The organism is Xanthomonas sp. WHRI 8932A, assembly GCF_035012785.1.
Classification (GTDB): Bacteria; Pseudomonadota; Gammaproteobacteria; order Xanthomonadales; family Xanthomonadaceae; genus Xanthomonas.
Genome location: NZ_JAYGQQ010000012.1, coordinates 182540 through 204323 on the forward strand (window position 1 = coordinate 182540; position 21784 = coordinate 204323).

The window sequence follows — 21784 nt, forward strand, 5'->3', positions numbered from 1 at the left end:
CGACAGCTAAGAACAGCCAACAGAACGACTGTGCTCACCGCCAGGTGGGCGCGGCCTGCGCTCGGTGTGGGCACGTACCACGCGTACACTCCGGCTCTGAGCGCGCCGTCCACGCCTTGACGACTGCTCGCTGCGGTTTGTCAGCCGCTCCAAGGCGGCAATGGTTCGACGGCGGCAAGCGGCGCGCTGTCGGCATGGCGTCGGACCACGCTGGCAGCCGCGCCGCGCGACTCGTCCCGCCACTCCGGGGCAAGCAGCGACACCGACGATTGCAGTAGCCTTGAATCCACCAGACAGCGGCAGGCGTTGCACCAGTCGCAATCTCGCAGATGCTGTTGCGATTCCCGATTCCCGATTCCCGATTCCCGATTCCCCCCAAATCCCAAATCCCAAATCCCAGCCCATGACCTTCCGCGCTCCCGTCGATCTTGCTGTCCTCAACGCCTCCAGCCGAAATACCCTGATCGAACATCTGGGCATCGTGTTCACCGAGGCCGGTGACGATTGGCTGCGCGCCACCATGCCGGTGGACACGCGCACCAAGCAGCCGTTTGGCCTGCTGCATGGCGGCGCCTCGGTGGTGCTGGCCGAAACCCTGGGCAGCAGTGCCGGCAATCTGTGCGTGGAGATGACCACCCAGATGTGCGTGGGGCTGGAGATCAACGCCAACCATCTGCGCGCCTCCACCGAGGGCCTGGTCACCGGCACCGCGCGCGCGGTGCATGTGGGGCGCAGCACCCATGTCTGGGACATCGTCATCGAAAATCCGGCCGGCAAGCGCGTCTGCGTCTCGCGCCTGACCCTGGCCGTGGTGGCGCGCACCAGTGGCTGAGCACGCCTGGCAGCTGCATGGGTGGAACAGCGCCATCCGCTGCCGGCACTGCGCCGCGGCCGAGCTGCTGTCACAATAGTCGTGCCTCCTTCCCCCGTTACCGGTCCCGTTCGTCGAATGAGCGAGTCATCCCTGGACGCCACGCGCGACGCTGGCGGCCCGCTGCGTTGGTTCCGGTACCTGTATCGGGTGCCGCTGCTGCTGTTGCATCTGTCTGTGTTCCTGCCGATCACCATGCTGTGCGTGGTGACGCCGCCGCTGGCGCGCATGCGTACCGGCGCTGAGGACACCCTGGACGAGCTGATGATCCGCTGGTGGCAGGGCAACTTGATGCGCATTTTCGGTTTTCGTCTGCGTCGCTTCGGCACGCCGCTGTCGGGCGCCACCCTGTTCGTGGCCAACCACGTCAGCTGGGTCGACATCTCCATGCTGCACAGCCAGCGCGTGATGGGCTTTGTGGCCAAGCGCGAAATCGCTGGCTGGCCGCTGGTGGGCTGGCTGGCGGCCAAGGGCCAGACCATCTTTCATCAACGCGGCAACACCGAATCGTTGGGTGGGGTGCTGCTGGAAATGCTGCAGCGTTTGCGCAGCGGCAAGCCGGTAGGTGTGTTCCCGGAAGGGCGCACCCGCGGCGGTACCGAAGTGGGCCCGTTCCACGCGCGCATCTTCCAGGCGGCGGTGGAAGCCGGCGTGCCGGTGCAGCCGGTGGCGCTGCGCTATGGCACCCGTGGCGCTGCGCAGGCGGTGGTGGCGTTTGGCGAGCGCGAAAGTTTCTTCGCCAACATCGTGCGCCTGCTGGGCGAGCCGTCGCGCCTGGCTGAAATCCATTTCCTGGAGCCGATCGGCGCGTTCGATATCGAAGGACGTCGCCGCCTGGCCGACACCTCGCGTCAACGCATCATCGCCGCGATGGAGTCCTGAGCCGGCGATGCGCGCGCTCATCCACCCTGCGGCCAGCGCTTTCGTGCCTGGCCCGATGAGCGCATGAACGCCTCCGACTTTCAGCCGCCGCGCTGGCTGCGCAATCCGCATGTGCAATCGGTGCTGGCCAGCAGCGGCTTGCGCCGGTTGCGCAGCCGTCAGTTGCTGAGCGCCAGCGGCGCGGTCACCAGCGAACATATTCTCGACGGCGGCGACGGCGTGCGGTTGCAGGGCTGGATGAGCGTACCGCCCGGCAATACGCCGGTGCGTGGCACCGTGCTGTTGCTGCACGGCTGGGAAGGCAGCGCCGATTCCAACTACATGCGGCTGACCGCCGCGCGCCTGCTCGGCCTGGGCTACCAGGTATTCCGGCTGAATTTTCGCGATCACGGCGGCACCCACCATCTCAATGTGGACCTGTTTCACTCCGATCGCATCGACGAGGTGGTCAACGCGGCCGGCGATCTGTGGCGGCGATTTCCCGCGCCGCAGCTGCTGGCGGCGGGGTATTCGCTGGGCGGCAACTTCGCGTTGCGGCTAGCGTTGCGGGCACCGGCAGCGGGCCTGCCGCTGGCACGGGTGGCCGCGGTGTGTCCATTGCTGGACCCGGCCGCCACCATGACCCAGCTGGAAAAAGGCCCGCAGTTCTACGACTGGTACTTCCGCCGCAAATGGCGCGAATCGCTGCTGCGCAAGCGCAAGCTGTTTCCGGACCAGCACGGCTACGACGACGCCACCCTGGCGCTGGACATGCGCGAGCTGATGGCCTGGCTGGCGGTGCAGCACACCGGCCACGGCTCGCTGGAAGCGTATTTCGACAGCTATTCGATCGCCGGCGAGCGCCTGGCCGGCCTGCAGGTGCCCTCGGACATCCTGATGGCCGAAGACGACCCGGTGATTCCGTTCGAGGACTTCGCCGGCTGGCAATTGCCGCCGCACGCGCATCTGGAAATCGCGCGCTGGGGCGGCCATTGCGGCTTTCTGGAAAATGCCCGCGGCGACGGCTTTGCCGAACGCTGGGTGGCCGAGCGGCTGGCCGCTGCTCTTTAGGGCGACTAACAAACCGTAGCGAGCAGTCGTCAGGTGGCTGCGGACGGCGCGCTCAGAACCGGCGTGTCTGCGTGGTCCATGCCGTACCGAGCGCCGGCCGCGTCCTCCTGGCGGCCGCACAGGAGTTTTGTTGGCTACTCCTACAGTCATGCTGAAAAGACATCCGTTTCTCGATGCACTGGTCGCGGTTTTATCAGCGGTTACAGGCGGTCTGATGGCCTACTTCAGCTCGATCAGGCTCTACGCGTCTCTGCCGACAGGTGAGATCCTGTTCCGTCCACGACTAGGGCCGGCCTCCGTTGGTCCCCAAGCTGCGATCTGGTACACGGGGCATCTGGTCCTTGGGATGCTCTGCGTGGCCTATGGCGCAAGCGTGCTGCGCCGGATGTCGGCACGCGTCTCAACGCCCGACCCGCGCGATAAATCGTTTTGAGAACCGCAATGGCGCTGGATGCAGGGCCTTGCACAGGCGTTGAACTTCCACTTGAACGCTGGGCAGTCACAACGCGGGCGTGGCGATAGATCGCAGCGTCCGTCGCACACCAAGCCGCCGCAGCGCGCATCGTTACAATAGCGGTTTGTCCGGGACACGCCGCCGCCATGCAAGACGCCATTCTTCAAGCCCTGCGCCGCAATGCGGCCGACGATGCGGTGGCGCTGGCCCGCGAGTGGGCGACCACCGCGCCCGATAACGCTGCCGCGCACCGCTGGCTCGGGCTGTCCTTGCAACAGCAAGGCCAACCGGCGCTGGCGCTGGCCAGCATCGAAACCGCGCTGACGCTGACCCCGGAAGACGCCGATCTGCACCTGCTGCACGCCGGGCTGCTGCTGGCCACGCGCAATTTGTCGGCGGCCGATGCCGCGTTGTCGCGCAGTACCGCGCTGGACCCCAATCAGTTCAACGCCTACGTGATGCAGGCGCACCTGGCGGTGGGGCGCGGCGATCTGGACGACGCCGAGCGACTGAGCCGTACCGCCGCACGCCTGGCGCCGGACCACCCGCAGCTGCTGGCGGTCGATGGCGTGGTGGAGATGCGTCGCGGCCAGAGCGACCGCGCGCTGTCGCTGCTGACGCGCGCCGCCGAGCAGCTGCCGGACGACCCACGGGTGATGTTCGCGCTGGGCTTTGCGTATCTGCAGAAGGAACATTTTGCGTTTGCCGAGCGCGCGTTCGAGCGCGTGGTGGAGCTCAATCCGCCGGGCACCGCGCTGCGCGCCTTCATCGCCCAGCTGGCCCAGCGCCAGGGCCGCCTGGACGATGCGCTGACTGCGATGCAGGGCGTGCTGGCCCAGCCCGATGGCGACATCCCGGCGATGCGCCGGCTGGCCGGCGAGATGGAATTGCAGGCCGGTCGCCCCGATCAGGCGGCCGCGCATCTGCGCCTGGCGCTGGCCCACTGGCCGGCCGACCGCCGCACCTTGCATGCCTTGCTCACCGCCTGGGAGCGTCTGGGCGCGGTGGACGATGCGCGCGACACCCTGGATGCGGCGCTGGCCACCTCCAGCAATGCGCACGATCTATGGCTGGCGCGGCTGGCGGTGGAGCCGGTCGGCGGGCCGCAGGCGCAGGCGGTGATCGAGCGCTGGCTGCTGGGCATGCCCGAGCACCTCCCCGCGCTGGAAGCGTTGATGCGCGTGCACGACATGCAGGGCCACGCCGAGGACGCGGAAATGGTGGCGCGGCAGATCGTGGCGGTGGAGCCGGGCCGCATCAGCGGCGAACAGCGCATCGTCGAAGCGCTGCTGGAGCGCGACCCGCCGGCGGCGATCGCCTGTGTCGAATCCTTGATCGAGTCGTTGCCCGCACCGCAGCAGACCGTGCTGCGGCCGTGGTTGGGTAATGTGCAAGACCGCGCCGGCCAGCCCGACGCCGCGTTGGCCACCTGGATGCAGTTCCATCGCGAACAGGCCCAACACCGCCTGCCGTTGCCGCCGCAGGCTGCCAAACAGCCGATGCAGTGGCCGGCGTTGGGCAGCATTCCCGACACCGTTACCGCGCGTCCGCTGTTTGTCTGGGGCACCCCGGGCTCGCATGTCGAACGCCTGATCGCGGTGATGGACGCCGCCACCCCGCTGGTGCGCGGCGACCGTTACGGCGCCACGCCGCCGTCCGATGCGTTGCAGAGCTACCGCAGCGTCGAGCAATTGGCATCCGGCGAACTGGCACCGATGGCCTTGGTGGAAGGCTGGAAAGCGCAGCTGCTGCGCCGCGGCATCGACGATGGCAATGTCATCGACTGGCTGCTGTGGTGGGACAACACCCTGCTCACCGCGCTACGCCCGCATCTGCCCGAGGGGCGCCTGGCAATCGCGCTGCGCGACCCGCGCGACATGCTGCTGGACTGGCTCTCGGCCGGCGCATCCGCGCCGCTGGCCGTGCAGTCGCCGCAGCAGGCCACCGACTGGTTGTTGGCGGCGCTGGAACAGCTGGCCGTGCTGCACGAACGCGATCTGTACCCGCACCGGATCATCCGCCTGGATGGCATCGAAAGCGACCCGCAGGGCATTTCCACGGCGCTGGAGCAGGCGTTCGGACTGAACTTCCCGCTGGTCGAACCGCGCGGCCCGGCACGCCTGGCGTCCGGTCGCTGGCGCAGTTATCGCGGCGTACTCGGCGCCCAGTTCGACCTGCTCACCTTGATCGCAGTGCGCTTCGGGTATCCGCAGGACTGACACACCGCCTGCCGCTTACATCCCGCAGCCACAGTGCTGTCGTAGGAGCGGACCCGGCCGCGATGAGGCGTTACCGATACCGGTGAAGCCCATCGCGGCCAGGTCCGCTCCTACGGATGTCCGGATGTCGCGGTGCGCGTGGACGCGGGCGGCGGATAAAGCGGGCTACGGATAACGATGGCAGCGATCCGCGCTGTAGCGGTGACAGTAGCGGTGCCATAGGTATGGCTGGTGTGGTGCTCGCCGCGGCCGCGCCGCTCGCCATGGCATCGACGGAGGATCTTGAGCACTGACCAGCGCACCACCTGCCGCTTACATCTCGCAGCCGTAGTGCTGTCGTAGGAGCGGACCCGGCCGCGACGAGGCGTTACCGATACCGGTGAAGCCCATCGCGGCCAGGTCCGCTCCTACGGATGTCCGGATGTCCGGATGTCGCGGTGCGCGTGGACGCGGGCGGCAGATAAAGCGGGCTACGGATAACGATGGCAGCGATCCGCGCTATAGCGGTGACATAGGTACGGCTGGTGTGGTGCTCGCCGCGGCCGCGCCGCTCGCCATGGCATCGACGGAAGATCTTGAGCACTGACCAGCACACCGCCTGCCGCTTACATCTCCAAGCCGCAGTGCTGTCGTAGGAGCGGACCCGGCCGCGATGAGGCGTTACCGATACCGGTGAAGCCTGTCGCGGCCAGGTCCGCTCCTACGAATGTCCGGATGTCGCGGTGCGCGTGGACGGCGGGCTACAGATCACATGTGCGCGATCAACGATGCATGCGATCCGCGGCAGTGGAGTGACATGCGGGTGGCCGGCAGTGCTAGCCCAGGCCGCACGACTCGCTGCACGGTCAACTGTTTCGCAACGCATGCACCCAACCGCGCCACACAAGGTTCCATTGCGACCGCTTCCGCTGCCGTGCCAATCCAGGCAGGCTGAGGGCTTCGATCCACGGAGACTTTGCATGCGTCTGACCAGCAACAGCATCGAAAACGGCAAGCCCATCGCGGTGGAATTTGCCGCCGGCACACCGGACGGCTTCGCGCCCAACCGCAACCCGCACCTGGCCTGGAGCGATGTTCCGACAGGAACGCGTTCGTTCGCGCTGCTGTGTCTGGACCCGGATGTGCCGACGGTGCCGGAAACGGTGGGGCGCGAGGATGTGCAGATCCCGGTCGAGCAGCCACGCGCCGATTTCGTGCATTGGGCGATGGCCGATATTCCCGCCGACGTGCACGAGATCGTGGCAGGCAGCTGCAGCGACGGCTTTGTGGCCAAGGGCAAGCAGCAGCCGGCCGGCCCGGCCGGCGCACGCCAGGGCCTGAACTCCTATACCCAATGGTTTGCCGGCAACCCCGACATGGCCGGCGACTATCTGGGCTATGACGGCCCGTATCCGCCGTTCAACGACCTGCGCCTGCACCGCTATTTCTTCCGCGTGTTCGCGCTGGATGTGGCCACGCTCAGTCTGCCCGCCACCTTCACTGCAGCCGATGTGCTGTCGGCCATCCAGGGTCACGTTCTGGCCGAAGCTACGCTGCACGGCACTTACACGCTGAACCCGTCGCTGCGCTGAGCGCAGATCGGCACGACCGCATGGCCGCCAGGCCGTGCGGTCATCGCGGTACCGACCATCAAGGAAGCTGCAAGCGCCGCATCCGCACGTTGTGTCCGGGCGATCCGGCCGGCGTGCGGCTGCTCAAGGCCCGCATGGAAGCGCGCAAAGATCGATTTCCGTCGTAGCAGAGCGCTCCGGGAAGAGGTGCGTAGATGCCCGTCAAGCGCCACAAAAACGCGCATTGATCTGATGCATGCGTTGAGTGGCGGCTGAGCATCATCCTGGATGGAAGCCGATCCCCACACACGCGTGGTACGCGCGGATGTGCTCAGCCCGTAAGTTCTTTGCGGAGGGCCGGGGTGCCGACTACCGAGTCTTGATGCCGTGCGACGCAGAAGCCAAAGAGCGAATCCGGCATAGCGGCTGCACCAGGCGACGATGACCGGGCCGCTGCTGTGACGGCACTCAGCTGGCCAACCGTCAGTCGCGTTGCAGCGCAGAGCGCGTCAACGCTGTCGATGCGCCAATCGCATCAGCAATCGTGCAACGCGCGACGATTTCCGATTTCCGATTCCCAATTCCCAATTCCCAATTCCCAACCCACCGCGCTAGCCGCTCGCCTCAATCATCTGATCCAGCACATACACCGGCGCACCGTCCGTCTCGGCCGCAGCCGGATAGCGGGTGACGCGCAGCAGGGTGCGGATGCCGGCTTCGTGTTCGAAGCCTTCGATCCTGCCGTCGAAGGTTTGCCAGGACGCGGTCGCAGGCTGTCCATCGGCGCGCTCGCGCAACTGCAGGCAGGCGCGCGACGGGTCGGAGGCGCATGGCACCGTATCGGCCGCCACTTCGATCAACAGCGTCTGCCCGGGCCCGCCGTAGCGGGTATCTGCCGTGGGCGCGCCGGCGAACAACAGGCGGGTGCCGTCGCTGCGGGTCAGGGTCAGCCGCGGTGCGGCTTGCGCCGTGTCCAGCACCACCGCAAAACGGCCGGACAACAGCTCGCTGGCAGCGCGTTCCTGCGTCATCTTTTGCGGCTGCGCGCACAGACGTTTGCTCGATACCACCCGGCCGATCTGCAGCTGTGCCGCGGCCACGCTGTAATTAGCGCCCAGCGCGTTGCAGGTCTGGCTGACCTGGATGCGTTGATCGCCGAAATCCAGCTGCAACGGCGCGCTACCGGCCACAAACAGGCTGCGCAGGGCGGTGCCGTGCGCATCGCTGGCCTGCTGCAGCTGCCAGTGTTGTGCTTGCAGGGCGGCCCGCAATGGCGCGTTGTCGCTGACGGGGGTTGTCGCTGCGGTCGAAGCGGCAGTCGCGCCCGATCCGGAACCGTCGGCACCGGGCACAGCGGGGGTCGCGCCCGAGCCGCAGGCCGTCACGCCTGCCGCCAGCAGGGCTGGCGCAAAGAACACGGCACGCATCGGCGGCTCCCGGTGGTCAAGGCCTCAGTGATACCGCCAGCGTGCGGCCAGGGCAATGACCGGCGTCACTGCCCGGCAACGTGCCGCCGATGCGCGTCTGCACAAACGCGCCATCGGTTGCCTTGGCGAGTGATCGCCGCCCGCCGCCGGCAGGGCGGCTTGGACGGGGCGCCAGCGACAACTGCTGCCGGCCCGCCGGTGGCAGGCCGGTAACAATCGGCGACGGGCAGGGCCTGCGCGCTTGGCGGCTCAGGCCGCGGCCGGCAACCACAACAGCAGGGCCGCGCCGAGCACGATGCGGTACACCGCAAACACCGTGAAGCGGTGCTTCTTGATGTAGCCCAGCAGCCACTTCACCACCACAAAACCGGTGATGGTCGCTGCCACGAAGGCCACTGCCACATCGGTCCAGTTCTCGCTGCCGAATCCGCCTTCCTTGTACATCTCCAACAGCGCGTAACCGCTGGCCGCGAACATGGTCGGAATGCCGACCATGAACACGAAGTCCGCTGCCGCCGAGCGCTTGCTCAGGCCCAGCAACATGGCCAGGAAGATCGCCGAGGCCGAGCGCGAGGTGCCGGGGAACACGCCGGCCACCACCTGCGCCAGGCCCACGGCGATGGCGACTTTCCAGGTCACCACGTCGCGCTCCGGCAACTTGCCGGCAAAGTGCTCGGCCACCAGCATCCACAGGCCGCCGATCAGCAGCGCCCAGGCCACCGGATGCACGGTTTCCGGCAACTGCCAACCGGCCTTGCGCACGATCAACCCGACCACGGCAGTGACCATGAAGGCCACGCCGATCTTGAGCACATAGTCGCGGTTGGCACGCTCGCCCAGCCCGGTGGCCAGGCTCCACAGCTTCTGCCGCAACGCCAGGCAGATGGCCAGGATCGCGCCGGCCTGGATGACGATATTGAAGAAGTCAGAACGGCGTCCGAGCCATTGTTCGGCGATCAATAGGTGGCCGGTGCTGGAGATCGGCAGAAATTCAGTCAAGCCTTCGAGAATGCCCAAGAGCAGGGCGGAAATCAGATCGGACATCGGACGAGAGGGGAGGATTGGGGGAGGCGTCAGGATAGTGCATTGCGACATGCACCATATCGGTGCACCATCAATAGAGATAGCACCAATAAGGTGCTATCGCACGTGTAGCGGTCTCAAGTGATGCGAGCAAAATCAACGACTTGTGAACGTCGGTGGTTTGGCATGGTCCCTGCTGTAGTACCGCCCACGATCCACTTCACTCCAATCCGAGGTTTCTTCCGATGTCCGTGGAAAACGTTGAAAAGCTGATCAAGGACAACAAGGTCGAGTTTGTCGACCTGCGCTTCGTCGATATGCGTGGTGTACAGCAGCACATCACCTTTCCGGCCAATATCATCGAGCCGGCGTTGTTCGAAGAAGGCAAGATGTTCGATGGCAGCTCGATCGCGGGTTGGAAGGGCATCAACGAGTCGGACATGGTGTTGCTGCCCGACGCCGGCACCGCGTATCTGGATCCGTTCTTCGCCGATCCGACCATCGTGCTGACCTGCGACATCCTCGATCCGGCCACTATGCAGAGCTATGAGCGCGACCCGCGCGGCATCGCAAAGCGCGCCGAGGCCTACCTGAAGTCCTCCGGCACCGCCGACCAGGCCTTCTTCGGCCCTGAGCCGGAATTCTTCATCTTCGATTCGGTCCGCTTCGCCAACGACATGGGCCACACCTTCTTCCAGGTGGGTTCCGAAGAGGCCGCCTGGAACACCGGCGCCAAGTATGACGGCGGCAACAGCGGCTATCGTCCGGGCGTGAAGGGTGGCTACTTCCCGGTGCCGCCGACCGATACGCTGCACGACCTGCGTGCGGAAATGATCAAGACGCTGGAACAGGTCGGTATCGAAACCGAAGTGCACCATCACGAAGTGGCCACCGCCGGCCAGTGCGAGATCGGCACCAAGTTCAGCTCGCTGGTGCAGAAGGCCGACGAACTGCTGACGATGAAGTACATCATCAAGAACGTCGCTTACCGCAACGGCAAGACCGCCACCTTCATGCCCAAGCCGATCGTCGGCGACAACGGCTCCGGCATGCACGTGCACCAGTCGCTGACCAAGGGCGGCACCAACCTGTTCGCCGGCGACGGCTACGGCGGCCTGTCGCAGATGGCGCTGTGGTACATCGGCGGCATCTTCAAGCACGCCCGCGCGATCAATGCATTCGCCAACTCCGGCACCAACAGTTACAAGCGTCTCGTGCCGGGTTACGAAGCGCCGGTGATGCTGGCTTATTCGGCGCGGAATCGCTCGGCCTCGTGCCGCATTCCGTGGGTCACCAACCCCAAGGCGCGCCGTATCGAAATGCGCTTCCCCGATCCGTTGCAGTCCGGCTACCTGACCTTCACCGCGCTGATGATGGCCGGCCTGGACGGCATCAAGAACCAGATCGACCCGGGCGCTCCGAGCGACAAGGATCTGTACGACCTGCCGCCGGAAGAAGAGAAGTTGATCCCGCAGGTCTGCTCCAGCCTGGATCAGGCACTGGAAGCGCTGGACAAGGACCGCGAGTTCCTCAAGGCCGGTGGCGTGATGAGCGACGACTTCATCGACGGCTACATCGCGCTGAAGATGCAGGAAGTCACCAAGTTCCGTGCGGCAACGCATCCGCTGGAATACCAGCTGTACTACGGCAACTGAGTTCCACCGCGGTGATGGCGGAGGCCCCCCCTCCCACCTCCGCCATCGCCGCACATGTTCGATGGCTCCCTGGCACCGCCATGGAGCCGAGGGGTACGAGAGAGCACACAGTTCGCGGCGCGCGGGCCTGACCTCTCCCACGAGGCGGATGCATGGCATCCGTCGGGGTCTGCGCGATCCGCGAACGATTGGATGCCGGGGTTGGCATCCAGGTGACTGACACCGCCGGGCGGCGCAATGCCGGCCGGTTCCTTCCACCTTTCGGGGTATGCGCATGAAATTGATCACCGCCATCATCCGGCCGTTCAAGCTCGACGAGGTCCGCGAGGCCCTGTCCGCCGCTGGCGTGTCGGGTATCACCGTCACCGAGGTCAAGGGCTTCGGGCGTCAGAAAGGCCACACCGAGCTGTATCGCGGCGCCGAGTACGTCGTGGACTTTTTGCCCAAGATCAAGATCGAGACGGTGGTGACCGACGATCGGCTGGACGCTGTGGTCGAGGCGATCCAGAACGCGGCCGGCACCGGCAAGATCGGCGACGGCAAGATCTTTGTGACTGCGATCGAGCAAGTGGTGCGGATCCGCACCGGCGAAATCGGCGCCGATGCGCTCTGAGTCCCCCACCTCTGGAGGTCGTATGAAGACAGCTCTTTTTGCCGGGTGGAAAGCCCGGTTCTACAGCGTGTGCATGCTGATGCTGTTCAGCGCGCTGGTGGTGGGCGGCATGGGCAGCGCCCAGGCGCAATCCACCCCGCAGGTCACCCCGTTGCCGACCGAACCGGTCACCACCGAACCGCTGCCGTCTGCGCAGCCGGCCGCCGCGCCGGCCGCTGCCGCCGAAGTCGCGCCGGTGGTCGACAAGGGCGACGTCGCCTGGATGCTGACCTCCACGCTGCTGGTGTTGCTGATGGTGGTGCCGGGCCTGGCGTTGTTCTACGGCGGCATGGTGCGCGCCAAGAACGTGTTGTCGGTGCTGATCCAGGTCGCAACGGTGTTCTCGCTGCTGACCATCCTGTGGGTGCTCTACGGCTACAGCCTGGCGTTTTCCGGCGAAGGCCCGTGGATCGGCAATCTGGACAAGGCGCTGCTCAAGGGCGTGACCATCGAGAGCCTGTCGGCCACCTTCACCAAGGGTGTGAGCCTGCCGGAATACGTGTTTATCGGCTTCCAGGCGACCTTTGCCGGCATCACCGGCGCGCTGATCGTCGGTGCCTTTGCCGAACGCGCCAAGTTCGCCGCGGTGCTGCTGTTCTCGGTGATCTGGTTCACCTTCGGCTATCTGCCGCTGGCGCACATGGTCTGGGCGACCGGTGGCTATCTGTTCGGGCTGGGCGCGCTGGATTTTGCCGGCGGCACCGTGGTGCACATCAATGCCGGTATCGCCGGTCTGGTGGGTGCCTACTTCGTCGGCAAGCGCGCCGGGTTGGGACGTGAGGCGATAAAGCCGCACAACGTGACCCTGACCTTCGTTGGCGCCTCGCTGCTGTGGGTGGGCTGGTTCGGCTTCAATGCCGGCTCCAACCTGGAAGCCAATGCCGGTGCGGCGCTGGCCTTCCTCAACACCTTGCTGGCCACCGCGGCCGCCATCCTGGGCTGGTCGCTCACCGAGAAGATCATCAAGGGCAAGTCGTCCGCCCTGGGTGTGGCGTCGGGCATGGTTGCCGGTCTGGTCGGCATCACCCCGGCCTGCGGCACCGTGGGTCCGTTCGGCGCCATCGTGATCGGCCTGGCGGCTGGCGTGCTGTGCGTGTGGGGCGTCACCGGTCTGAAGCGCCTGCTGGGTGCCGACGACAGCCTGGACGTGTTCGGCGTGCATGGCCTGGGCGGCATCATCGGCGCGATCCTGACCGGCGTGTTCTCGGCGGCCTCGCTGGGCGGCCAGAAGGGCGGCGATTACGACATGCTGCATCAGGTCGGTATCCAGGCCCTGGGCGTGGGCATCACCGTGGTGTGGATCGGCGTGGTGTCGGTGGTCGGATTCCTGGTCGCCAAGCTGGTCTTCGGCCTGCGTGTCACCGAAGAAGCCGAGCGCGAGGGGCTGGACATCACCTCGCACGGCGAAGCCGCATACGAGTCCTGAGCATGCACACCCGCGGCGAGATCTCCGCGGGTGGCGCAACGACCCGGCCGGCGCTGCCCGCGCCGGGTCGGTTTCTACCGCGGCCGCTGCCGGCGCGGATCCATTGCCGAGGTGCCTGCATGACCAGCCTCACGCCCGTCACCGTCGGCGCGGATGCGCGCCGGGTCGGTGCATTCCACTGCCACCCGGCCTCAGATGCTTCGATGCAGGCTGCGTTCGGCGCGCCATTCGCGCACGCCGATGCTGTTTGCACTAAATTGGTGCAATGCGGATGACGACCTCCACACCGTCGCTCGACAGCCTGGGCACCCCGGTGGCCTGGGCCGACCGCGACGGCCGCGTACTCGGGGTTAACCCGGCATTCGCGCGCTGGCTCGGCGTCAGCGCGCGGCGGCTGGTCGACCAGCCGCTGGCTGCACTGGAAGTGCAGGGCGACGCACTCGCGCGCTTCCTGCTCAACGACGAACGCGATGTGCTGCGCCTGCATCGGCTGGCGCTGGGTCTGCCCAACGACGCGCCACGCTTTGCCGAAGGCTGGCTGTCGCGGCTGGACGACGGCGGCTGGCTGTTGGAAACGCACCCGGTCGACGAATTCCCCGCGCTGGACCCCACCCACGCGTTGCCCAATGCCTTGAGCGCCGCGCTCAAGGGCCTGGCGCACGAATTGCGTAACCCGCTGGCCGGCTTGAAGGGCGCCGCGCAATTGCTGGCGCGCCGCTCGGCAGGCCGCGATGAAGACGAGCGCGAGCTGATCGAGCTGATCGGCACCGAAATCGAACGCCTCAACACCTTGCTCGAACGCCTGCTCTCGCCGTCGCCGCTGCGCCCGCACGAGGGCCTCAACATCCACGTGGTGCTCGAACGCGTGCTGCGCCTGGCCGAAGCCGAGGGCGGCTGGTCGGTGCAGGTGCAGCGCGATTACGACCCCAGCATTCCCGACATCCTGGGCGATGTGGACCGGCTCACCCAGGCGGTCTGGAATCTGGTCCGTAACGCGTTTCAGGCTGGCGCCACCCGCGTCACCCTGCGTACCCGCGTCGAGCACGGCCAGCGCATCCGCGACCGCGTGCACGCGATGTCGCTGCGGCTGGAAATCATCGACGACGGCGGCGGCGTGCCGGAAGAACTGGCCGAGCACCTGTTCCTGCCGCTGGTCAGCGGCCGTGCCGAGGGCAGCGGGCTGGGACTGGCGCTGGCCCAGCAGGTCTCGCGCGAGCACCACGGCACCCTGACCTACCGCTCGCGTCCGGGCCATACCGTTTTCACACTGCTGCTGCCCGAGCTGGTCGGCGATCACGACAAGGAGCATCTGCATGGCTGAGGCCGCCGCCGCATCCCACCACATCTGGGTGGTCGACGACGACCGTTCGGTCCGCTTCGTGCTGTCCACGGCCTTGCGCGATGCCGGTTACGCGGTGGATGGCTTCGACAGCGCCGCCGCGGCGCTGCAGGCGCTGTCGATGCGACCGATGCCGGACCTGTTGTTCACCGACGTGCGCATGCCCGGCGAAGACGGCCTGAGCCTGCTCGACAAGCTCAAATCCAAGCACCCGCAGCTGCCGGTGATCGTGATGTCGGCCTATACCGATGTCGCCAGCACCGCCGGCGCCTTTCGCGGTGGTGCGCACGAGTTCCTGTCCAAGCCGTTCGATCTGGACGATGCGGTGGCGCTGGCCGCACGCGCGCTGCCCGACGCCGATGCCGGTGTCGACAAGATCATTGGCACCCCGCTGGCTGAAGGCTCGGCCGCGCTGATCGGCGACACCCCGGCGATGCAGGCCTTGTTCCGCGCGATCGGCCGGCTGGCACAAGCGCCGTTGTCGGTGCTGATCAACGGCGAAACCGGCACCGGCAAGGAGTTGGTCGCGCGCGCGCTGCACAACGAATCGCCGCGCGCACGCAAACCCTTCGTCGCGCTCAACACCGCCGCCATTCCTGCCGAGTTGCTGGAAAGCGAGTTGTTCGGCCACGAAACCGGCGCCTTCACCGGCGCCACCAAACGGCACATCGGCCGCTTCGAACAAGCCGATGGCGGCACCTTGTTTCTGGACGAAATCGGCGACATGCCGCTGCCGTTGCAGACGCGCCTGCTGCGCGTGCTGGCAGAGAACGAATTCTTTCGCGTCGGTGGGCGCGAGTTGATCCGTGTCGATGTACGCGTGATCGCCGCCACCCACCAGGATCTGGAAGCGTTGGTCGAACAAGGCCGCTTCCGTGCCGATTTGCTGCATCGCCTGGATGTGGTGCGCCTGCAGCTGCCACCGCTGCGCGAGCGTCGCGGCGACATCGCGCAACTGGCGGAAAATTTCCTGGCCATGGCCGGCCGCAAGCTCGACATGCTGCCCAAGCGGCTATCGTCGGCCGCACTGGAAGACCTGCGCCAATACGACTGGCCCGGCAACGTACGCGAACTGGAAAACGTCTGCTGGCGCCTGGCCGCCCTGGCCACCGCCGACATCATCGATGTGGTCGACGTGGATGCAGCGCTGGCGCGCGGCCGCCAGCGCACCGGCCGTAGCAGCGTCGGGCAATGGGACGACATGCTGTCCAGCTGGGCCGCGCAACGCCTCAGCGAAGGCGCCCAGGGCGTACACGCCGAAGCGCGCGAACGCCTGGACAAGACCCTGCTCGAAGCCGCCCTGCAACTCACCCAGGGCCGCCGTGCCGAAGCTGCCGCACGCCTCGGCCTGGGCCGCAACACCGTCACCCGCAAACTCGGCCCGGGCCGCAAGCGCCGCTGAGCAGTCCGGCGGCTAGGCCGGGCGGGGTCGGGATCGTGCTTGGGTGGTTGCTTGGGCGTTTTTGCGCTTACGTGAGCGCAAGGGTTCTGGTCACTCGGCGGCGAACGCTGCCCCCATCCGCCCTTCGGGCACCTTCCCCCGCAAGCGGGAGAAGGCAGGCAGGTGATCGCTGCGGCGAGCCCTGCCGATCATTGCGATGAAATGCCTCGAGCACTGCGGTGAATCCTGCTGATTGCTGCGATGAAGCCCCTCTCCCGCCTGCGGGGCGAGAAGGCACGGCTTGCGCGGCGCGTGGAGCGGAGTGGGGGGTGGGGTGAGGGCACCCAAGCCGATAAAAGTGCAGCCGCCTGCGTCGCTCCTTTGAATCAGCTCGCGCACGAAACGCGTGAATCACGTAGTGCACGCAACGAGCACGCAACGAGATTGACGCGCATCACCACACATCGAGCACCCTCACTGCACGTGTTTCACCATCCACATGACACCGCATCCCCCTGGCCAGCGATGAACCCGTGGTGGCCCCTGATCGGCCTAGGCCATCGTCGAAGCAGCGCAAGGCTCCCCGCACAGCGGGCGTGCAGACAACCCGACCATCCACACCAACCCCGTAAACTCCTGCGCTGCCCCAGACGCATTTCATGACACGTGAACATGCGCCCGCATAGGTTTCCAGCCTGATCAGGAGAACAGCTCGATGCGTTATCGGTCGTCCACGATCGTTGCCCTTACCGCTCTGGCGCTGGCCGCCTGCAGCAGCACGCCGCCGCCTCCCCCGCCACCGCCGCCAGCGGCGCGCGTGGTGCCCGCGCGTCCGGTGCAGCAGGCCGAAGCCGCGCTGGCTTCGGCATCGGGCAGCCTGGTCAGCGGCCGGGTCGTGCTGGTGCCGGCGCTGCAGGGCATCCGCATCACCGGCACGGTCGGTGGCCTGCGCCCAGGTGGCGTGGCCGGTTTCCACGTGCACGAACGCGGCGATTGCAGCGCGGCCGATGCCAGCAGTGCGGGCGCGCATTTCAATCCGACCGGCGCCTCGCACGGCCGCGCCGGCAGCGGCACCCATCATCTAGGCGATATGGACAACCTGCGTGCCGACGCCGAGGGCGTCGCGCATCTGGACATGATCCTGGCCGGCATCAGCCTGGGCGATGGCGCGCCCAGCGATGTGATCGGCAAGGCGCTGATCGTGCATGCCGACGCCGACGACTATCGCAGCCAGCCCAGCGGCAATGCGGGTGCACGCCTGGCCTGCGGCGTCATTCGCGTCACCCAGTGGCGCACACCCCCTTCGCAGCCCTGAGTTGGGGCATCAATGGCCGCAGCTGCGGTCTCTACAGGAGCTTTCCCATGCGCATTCTTCCCACAACCCTGTTCTTGGCGACCGCCCTGGTGTTGACCGCGTGTAAGCGCGACGAGCCCGCACCGGCCGAGCCCACCCCCGCACCGACGGCCAGCACCCCGGCCGACGCGGCGCACAGTGGCGAGCATGCCGCCGCCATGGTGACCGGGGCGGCCGCCACCACCACGGCCACCGCCGAGCTCAAGCCGACCAAGGGCAATGACGTCAAAGGCACGGTGACCTTCAAGACCGTCGATGGCGTGCTGCGCGTGACCGGCCAACTCAGTGGGCTCACGCCCAACACCGAACACGGCTTCCATATCCACGAAAAGGGCGATTGCAGCGCCCCGGACGGCAGCAGCGCCGGCGGCCATTTCAACCCGGCCCAGTCCGATCACGGCAACGTCAGTGCCGACCCGCATCACGGCGGCGACATGCCCAACATCAAGTCCGATGCGCAGGGCAATGCCAGCATCGACGGCCCGGTTTCCAGCAACGTCAACCTGGGCAAGGCCGATCAGTTCGACATCGCAGGTCACGCGGTGATCGTGCACGCCGATGCCGACGACTACAAAACCCAGCCCACCGGCAATGCCGGCGGCCGTCTGGCCTGCGGCGTGATCACCACCGACAACGCGCAGGCTGCAACCAAGTAAGCGCATGGACGCGGCGGCATTCGATGGCCGTCGCGTCTTTTGTTCTGTAATGCACAACGGCCGCGGTAAGCAGCTATGTGTCAGGCGTCGGCGCGTTATCTCGCCGGTCAGAATGGTGTGTTGGCAACGCGAAGGCGGCATCCCGCTCATGGTCTTGCAGACGCTGATGCTGCTACGACGCGGCAACGTTGCTCAGAGCGGAGCGTGCATGGTTGGACCGTGCATCGATAGAGCGCTAAATACTGCAGTTGACGCATCAGTGCGCCAACTGCTGCGCTGCCGACCGTATGCACGCATACGCGCTCGGGGCAGCCAATCCGTAGCAAGTAATCTTCAGCTGGGTAGATGGCGCAGTCGTAATCAGCGCGTATGAATCATGAGCCGATCCGAGCACGAGCGGTGCGTGTTGCTGTGAGTGGCTTTGTCGACCGCGCTCAGTAATTTGGCCAAAGACTCTGAGTCGCCACCCAGCAAGTGCGCATCGGTATCGCGGAAGTAAATACGTTGCCGGCCACCGCGTGCGGCCTTCGGTCTGCGCGTCGCATGCCTGCAAAGGCGCTTCCCAACCGGTCAGTGCATCGCTAGCGATCGCCAGTGATAGTGCGCGCATCCGCTACTGTTGTGCGGGGGAATCGTCCCACCGGGTCATGTAGCCGTGTTCGAGGTACTTCCCTACAAGAATCAGGAGCAACACTTGCCTCGGCGCAATCGCGTATGCTGGCATGCGTGCATCGGGTGCAGGCCAGGTACACGCGTATAAAACGTGCAGGCACGCTTCAGGTCTAGCGCATACACGCCGGTCTCCAACACGCCCTGCAAGGCAGGCGCGGCGGACACCGACGCGTCTCGCTTATGCAGACAAGCCCTGGCGCGGGTCCTGACCCGGCTCCACATGCACATACAGCACCGGCAATCCGTGCGCTTCCAGTACGGCAGCCATCTGCCGCTGACGCGAGAGGAATTGCTCATAGACGCCGCGCAGGCGCTCGCAATTCTCGCGGTCGTGCGTGTAGTAATCGCACCAGCCGGCCGGGTCGAACAATGCGATGCGCACTTCGCCATCGACGTAGCGCAACACCGGCTCGGGCGATTGCTGCAGCCATTCTTCGCTGTCGGGGGCGAGCAGGGCGGCTTCGATCAGCGGCCACAGCGGTGCCAGGCCCTGGTTGTCGTACTGCATCGAAATCATTGCCGCCAGATCGTGCGCGGTGAGATAGCGGGCGTGCTCGATGCGCGCGCCGAAGCTTTCCTGCGCCAGCAGCGCGGTGTCGGCCTGGGCCATGCCCTGGGCCAGCAGCACTTCTTCCATCGCATCGGCCACGCTCGCCACGATGTCAGGGTCGCCCGACAGCAGGAACGGCAGGACGCGCAGGCCGCCACCTGTCAACTGGGCATCGGCCTGGAACGGCAAGGGAATCTCGCCCTGCGCATCGGCACCGAAGGCCAGCACCCGCGGGCCCTGGTCGCGGCCCGGCGCGCGGGCATGCAGTTCCTCCAGCCGGCGATGCAGCGGCCAGCCCGGCCGCAGCACTTCGGCCGGGTCGAAATGCGCCATCGCCACGCTCAGTTCCAGCGCGCGGATCTCAGGGATCCATTGCGCCAGGTCGCGGCCGATGCGTTCGGCCAGCATGCCGGCCTGCTCGGGCGCCAGGGCGCCGCGCTCGGGGGCGGTGCCGCCCGTCAATTCCAGCGCCATCACACCCATGGCGGTCACACCGTGTTCGGTCTTGCTCATGATTCGCGGTTGGCCCATCACGGGGTCGAAGCTACACTGCGGCCATTATGCCTGCCGGCCCTGTGCAGGCCATGTCCCCGAGTCCTCCATGCCAGGTCAACCGATGCCCGCAGCCCGTCCCGTCGCCATTCTGGGCGGCGTTCGTATCCCGTTCTGTCGTCAGAACACCGCTTACGCGGACGTGGGCAACCTGGGCATGTCGGTGCGCACGCTGGGCGCGCTGGTCGAGCGCTTCGGCCTGCATGGGCAGCAATTGGGCGAAGTAGCGATGGGGGCGGTGATCAAGCACTCCTCGGACTGGAACCTGGCCCGCGAGGCTGCGCTGTCGTCGGGTCTGTCGCCGCTGACGCCGGGCATCACCTTGCAGCGCGCCTGCGGCACCAGCCTGGATTCGGTGATCACCATCGCCAACAAGATCGCGCTGGGGCAGATCGATTCGGGCATTGGCGGCGGCTCGGACACCACCTCCGAAGTGCCGATCGTCTATGGCAAGAAATTGCGCGCACGCCTGATGGCCGCCAACCGCGCCAAGGCCACCGGCGACAAACTCAAGGCGTTGCTGCGCGGCTTCAAGTTGAGCGAACTCAAGCCGGACTTCCCCGGTGTGGCCGAGCCGCGCACCGGCAAGAGCATGGGCGCCCACTGCGAGGACATGGCCAAGGAGTGGAACATCTCGCGCGATTCGCAAGACGAATGGGCAGTGGCCTCGCACCACAAGCTGGCGGCTGCGTATGAGCGCGGCTTCTTCGATTCGCTGATCGCCCCGTTCCGAGGGGTCTCGCGCGACAACATCCTGCGCGCCGACACCTCGCTGGAAAAGCTGGCGACCTTGCGCCCGGCGTTCGACAAGACCTCCGGCCGTGGCACCTTGACTGCCGCCAATTCCACCCCGCTGACCGATGGCGCCGCCGCAGTGCTGCTGTCCAGCGAGGCCTGGGCGCTGGCGCATGGCCACACGCCGATGGCGTATCTGCGCGATGCGCAGGTGGCGGCAGTGGATTTCGTGCATGGTGAAGGCCTGCTGATGGCGCCGACCATCGCGGTACCGCAGATGCTGGCGCGCCAGGGCCTGACCCTGCAGGACTTCGACATCTACGAAATCCACGAAGCCTTTGCCGCGCAGGTGCTGTGCACGCTGCGCGCGTGGGAGAGCGAGGATTACTGCCGCACGCGTCTGGGGCTGGACGCACCGCTGGGTCGCATCGACCCGGACAAGATCAACCCGCTGGGTTCGTCGCTGGCCACCGGCCACCCGTTCGCCGCCACCGGCGCGCGCGTGGTGGCCACCGCCGCCAAGCAACTGGAAGAACGCGGCGGCGGCCGCGCGCTGATTTCGATCTGCACCGCCGGCGGCATGGGCGTGGTGGCGATCGTCGAGCGTTGACGCTGCTGCGCAGCGTGGGATTTGGCATTCGCGATTAGGGATTGGCAACATCAGAAGCGGAATCCTGTTTTTGCGAATCTCTACTCCCCAATCCCCAATCCCAGATCCTCAGCCAGCAAGGACGCATGGATGTCGAATGACGCGTTTCGCGAGCCGCCCAGCCTGTCTCTGCCGCCGGCGAACGGCGATATGTGGCGCGAGGGCGATGTGCTGGTGTGTACGGCGGGCGCCAATCTGCCGCCGCGGTGCGTCAAGTGCAATGCGCCGGCCGACATGCCGCCACGTCGCTACATCTTTCATTGGCACCACCCGGTGATCTACGCCGCGCTGCTGCTGGGCGTGCTGCCGTACGTGATCCTGGCCATTGCGCTACGCAAACGCAGCACGCACGTGCTCACCTTGTGCGCGCAACACGAGCGCCGCCGCGCCCGCTACGTCGCGGTGGCGATGGCATCGGTGTTGGCGTTGCTGATGTGCGGGCTGTTGATCGATAGCCAGTTCCGCTGTGTGATCGGTGCCGGCGTGATGGCGGCGATGTTGTTGATCGGCCGCCTGGGCTCGCGCGTGTTGTCGCCGACGCAGGTCGACCATGCGCAGGCACGGTATCTGGGTGCCTGCGATGCATTCCTGAGCGATTTGCCGCCACCGCCACAGGCATCGCGCCAGCGTTGATGCAACGCGGCGCACCTGTGGGGTGCGCCGCTGCAAGATCGAACAACCGCAGCG

At 66.5% G+C, this 21784-nt stretch carries 18 protein-coding genes, 2 other RNA genes and 1 pseudogene; 16 read left to right on the top strand and 5 right to left on the bottom strand.

Going from position 1 to position 21784, the window contains the following annotated elements; all coding sequences use genetic code 11:
- Nucleotides 1-72: 72 nt before the first annotated feature.
- The 4 genes from VC212_RS19605 to VC212_RS19620 all read left to right on the top strand — a co-directional run bounded on the left by VC212_RS19605 (nt 73) and on the right by VC212_RS19620 (nt 2803).
- Nucleotides 73-146, top strand: a non-coding RNA gene (locus VC212_RS19605) — sX9 sRNA.
- Nucleotides 147-403: 257 nt separating this feature from the next.
- The gene (locus VC212_RS19610; RefSeq protein ID WP_055853774.1) at nt 404-832 is read left to right on the top strand and encodes a hotdog fold thioesterase; all 429 of its coding nucleotides are present in this window, start codon (nt 404-406) and stop codon (nt 830-832) included.
- A 21-nt stretch (nt 833-853) separates the two neighbouring features.
- Nucleotides 854-1753, top strand: a complete 900-nt coding sequence (locus tag VC212_RS19615; protein ID WP_323526659.1) for a lysophospholipid acyltransferase family protein — start codon at nt 854-856, stop codon at nt 1751-1753.
- A gap of 63 nt (nt 1754-1816) precedes the next feature.
- A complete protein-coding gene (locus VC212_RS19620) occupies nt 1817-2803 on the top strand; it encodes an alpha/beta fold hydrolase (RefSeq protein ID WP_323526661.1) in 987 nt (328 codons plus the stop codon).
- Between the two features lie 3 nt (nt 2804-2806).
- Here VC212_RS19620 and VC212_RS19625 read toward each other — a convergent pair.
- Nucleotides 2807-2883, bottom strand: a non-coding RNA gene (locus VC212_RS19625) — sX9 sRNA.
- A 68-nt stretch (nt 2884-2951) separates the two neighbouring features.
- Here VC212_RS19625 and VC212_RS19630 point away from each other — a divergent pair.
- From VC212_RS19630 to VC212_RS19640, 3 genes are all read left to right on the top strand, one after another.
- Nucleotides 2952-3236: a hypothetical protein gene (locus VC212_RS19630; RefSeq protein WP_323526696.1), complete on the top strand. Its 285-nt coding sequence runs from the start codon at nt 2952-2954 to the stop codon at nt 3234-3236.
- A 167-nt stretch (nt 3237-3403) separates the two neighbouring features.
- Nucleotides 3404-5476, top strand: a complete 2073-nt coding sequence (locus VC212_RS19635; RefSeq protein WP_323526663.1) for a tetratricopeptide repeat protein — start codon at nt 3404-3406, stop codon at nt 5474-5476.
- Nucleotides 5477-6435: 959 nt separating this feature from the next.
- Nucleotides 6436-7047 carry a YbhB/YbcL family Raf kinase inhibitor-like protein gene (locus VC212_RS19640; protein WP_323526665.1) on the top strand — a complete coding sequence of 204 codons (612 nt, stop codon included), beginning with the start codon at nt 6436-6438 and terminating at the stop codon, nt 7045-7047.
- A gap of 590 nt (nt 7048-7637) precedes the next feature.
- Here VC212_RS19640 and VC212_RS19645 read toward each other — a convergent pair.
- Together VC212_RS19645 and VC212_RS19650 are read right to left on the bottom strand one after the other, a co-directional pair.
- Nucleotides 7638-8453 (bottom strand): META and DUF4377 domain-containing protein, encoded by an 816-nt coding sequence (locus tag VC212_RS19645; RefSeq protein WP_323526667.1) that lies wholly within the window; start codon nt 8451-8453, stop codon nt 7638-7640.
- 249 nt (nt 8454-8702) lie between these two features.
- Complete coding sequence (locus VC212_RS19650) at nt 8703-9497, bottom strand: undecaprenyl-diphosphate phosphatase (RefSeq protein WP_055853755.1); 795 nt, start codon at nt 9495-9497, stop codon at nt 8703-8705.
- A 224-nt stretch (nt 9498-9721) separates the two neighbouring features.
- Between VC212_RS19650 and glnA the strand changes: the two genes are divergently transcribed.
- From glnA to VC212_RS19685, 7 genes are all read left to right on the top strand, one after another.
- Nucleotides 9722-11131 (top strand): type I glutamate--ammonia ligase, encoded by a 1410-nt coding sequence (glnA, locus tag VC212_RS19655; RefSeq protein ID WP_055853753.1) that lies wholly within the window; start codon nt 9722-9724, stop codon nt 11129-11131.
- Nucleotides 11132-11405: 274 nt separating this feature from the next.
- The gene (locus VC212_RS19660) at nt 11406-11744 is read left to right on the top strand and encodes a P-II family nitrogen regulator (RefSeq protein ID WP_002808480.1); all 339 of its coding nucleotides are present in this window, start codon (nt 11406-11408) and stop codon (nt 11742-11744) included.
- Between the two features lie 22 nt (nt 11745-11766).
- Nucleotides 11767-13209: an ammonium transporter gene (locus VC212_RS19665; RefSeq protein ID WP_115558749.1), complete on the top strand. Its 1443-nt coding sequence runs from the start codon at nt 11767-11769 to the stop codon at nt 13207-13209.
- A 265-nt stretch (nt 13210-13474) separates the two neighbouring features.
- The gene (locus VC212_RS19670) at nt 13475-14530 is read left to right on the top strand and encodes an ATP-binding protein (protein WP_055853749.1); all 1056 of its coding nucleotides are present in this window, start codon (nt 13475-13477) and stop codon (nt 14528-14530) included.
- Nucleotides 14523-15950: a nitrogen regulation protein NR(I) gene (gene ntrC, locus VC212_RS19675; protein WP_323517837.1), complete on the top strand. Its 1428-nt coding sequence runs from the start codon at nt 14523-14525 to the stop codon at nt 15948-15950. The genes VC212_RS19670 and ntrC overlap by 8 nt, the downstream gene beginning before the upstream one ends.
- A 694-nt stretch (nt 15951-16644) precedes the next feature.
- On the top strand, nt 16645-17244 hold the full coding sequence (locus VC212_RS19680; protein WP_161962977.1) for a superoxide dismutase family protein: 600 nt from the start codon (nt 16645-16647) through the stop codon (nt 17242-17244).
- 47 nt (nt 17245-17291) lie between these two features.
- Nucleotides 17292-17939: a superoxide dismutase family protein gene (locus VC212_RS19685; protein ID WP_055853744.1), complete on the top strand. Its 648-nt coding sequence runs from the start codon at nt 17292-17294 to the stop codon at nt 17937-17939.
- 434 nt (nt 17940-18373) lie between these two features.
- Here the strand turns inward: VC212_RS19685 and VC212_RS19690 are convergent.
- Together VC212_RS19690 and VC212_RS19695 are read right to left on the bottom strand one after the other, a co-directional pair.
- Nucleotides 18374-18749: pseudogene (locus tag VC212_RS19690) on the bottom strand (glyoxalase).
- Nucleotides 18750-18789: 40 nt separating this feature from the next.
- Nucleotides 18790-19674, bottom strand: a complete 885-nt coding sequence (locus VC212_RS19695) for a hypothetical protein (RefSeq protein ID WP_323526669.1) — start codon at nt 19672-19674, stop codon at nt 18790-18792.
- A gap of 88 nt (nt 19675-19762) precedes the next feature.
- Here VC212_RS19695 and VC212_RS19700 point away from each other — a divergent pair, with 88 nt between their 5' ends.
- Both VC212_RS19700 and VC212_RS19705 read left to right on the top strand, forming a co-directional pair.
- The gene (locus tag VC212_RS19700; protein ID WP_115526719.1) at nt 19763-21058 is read left to right on the top strand and encodes an acetyl-CoA C-acetyltransferase; all 1296 of its coding nucleotides are present in this window, start codon (nt 19763-19765) and stop codon (nt 21056-21058) included.
- 129 nt (nt 21059-21187) lie between these two features.
- A complete protein-coding gene (locus VC212_RS19705) occupies nt 21188-21730 on the top strand; it encodes a hypothetical protein (RefSeq protein ID WP_323526671.1) in 543 nt (180 codons plus the stop codon).
- The last annotated feature ends 54 nt before the right edge of the window (nt 21731-21784 follow it).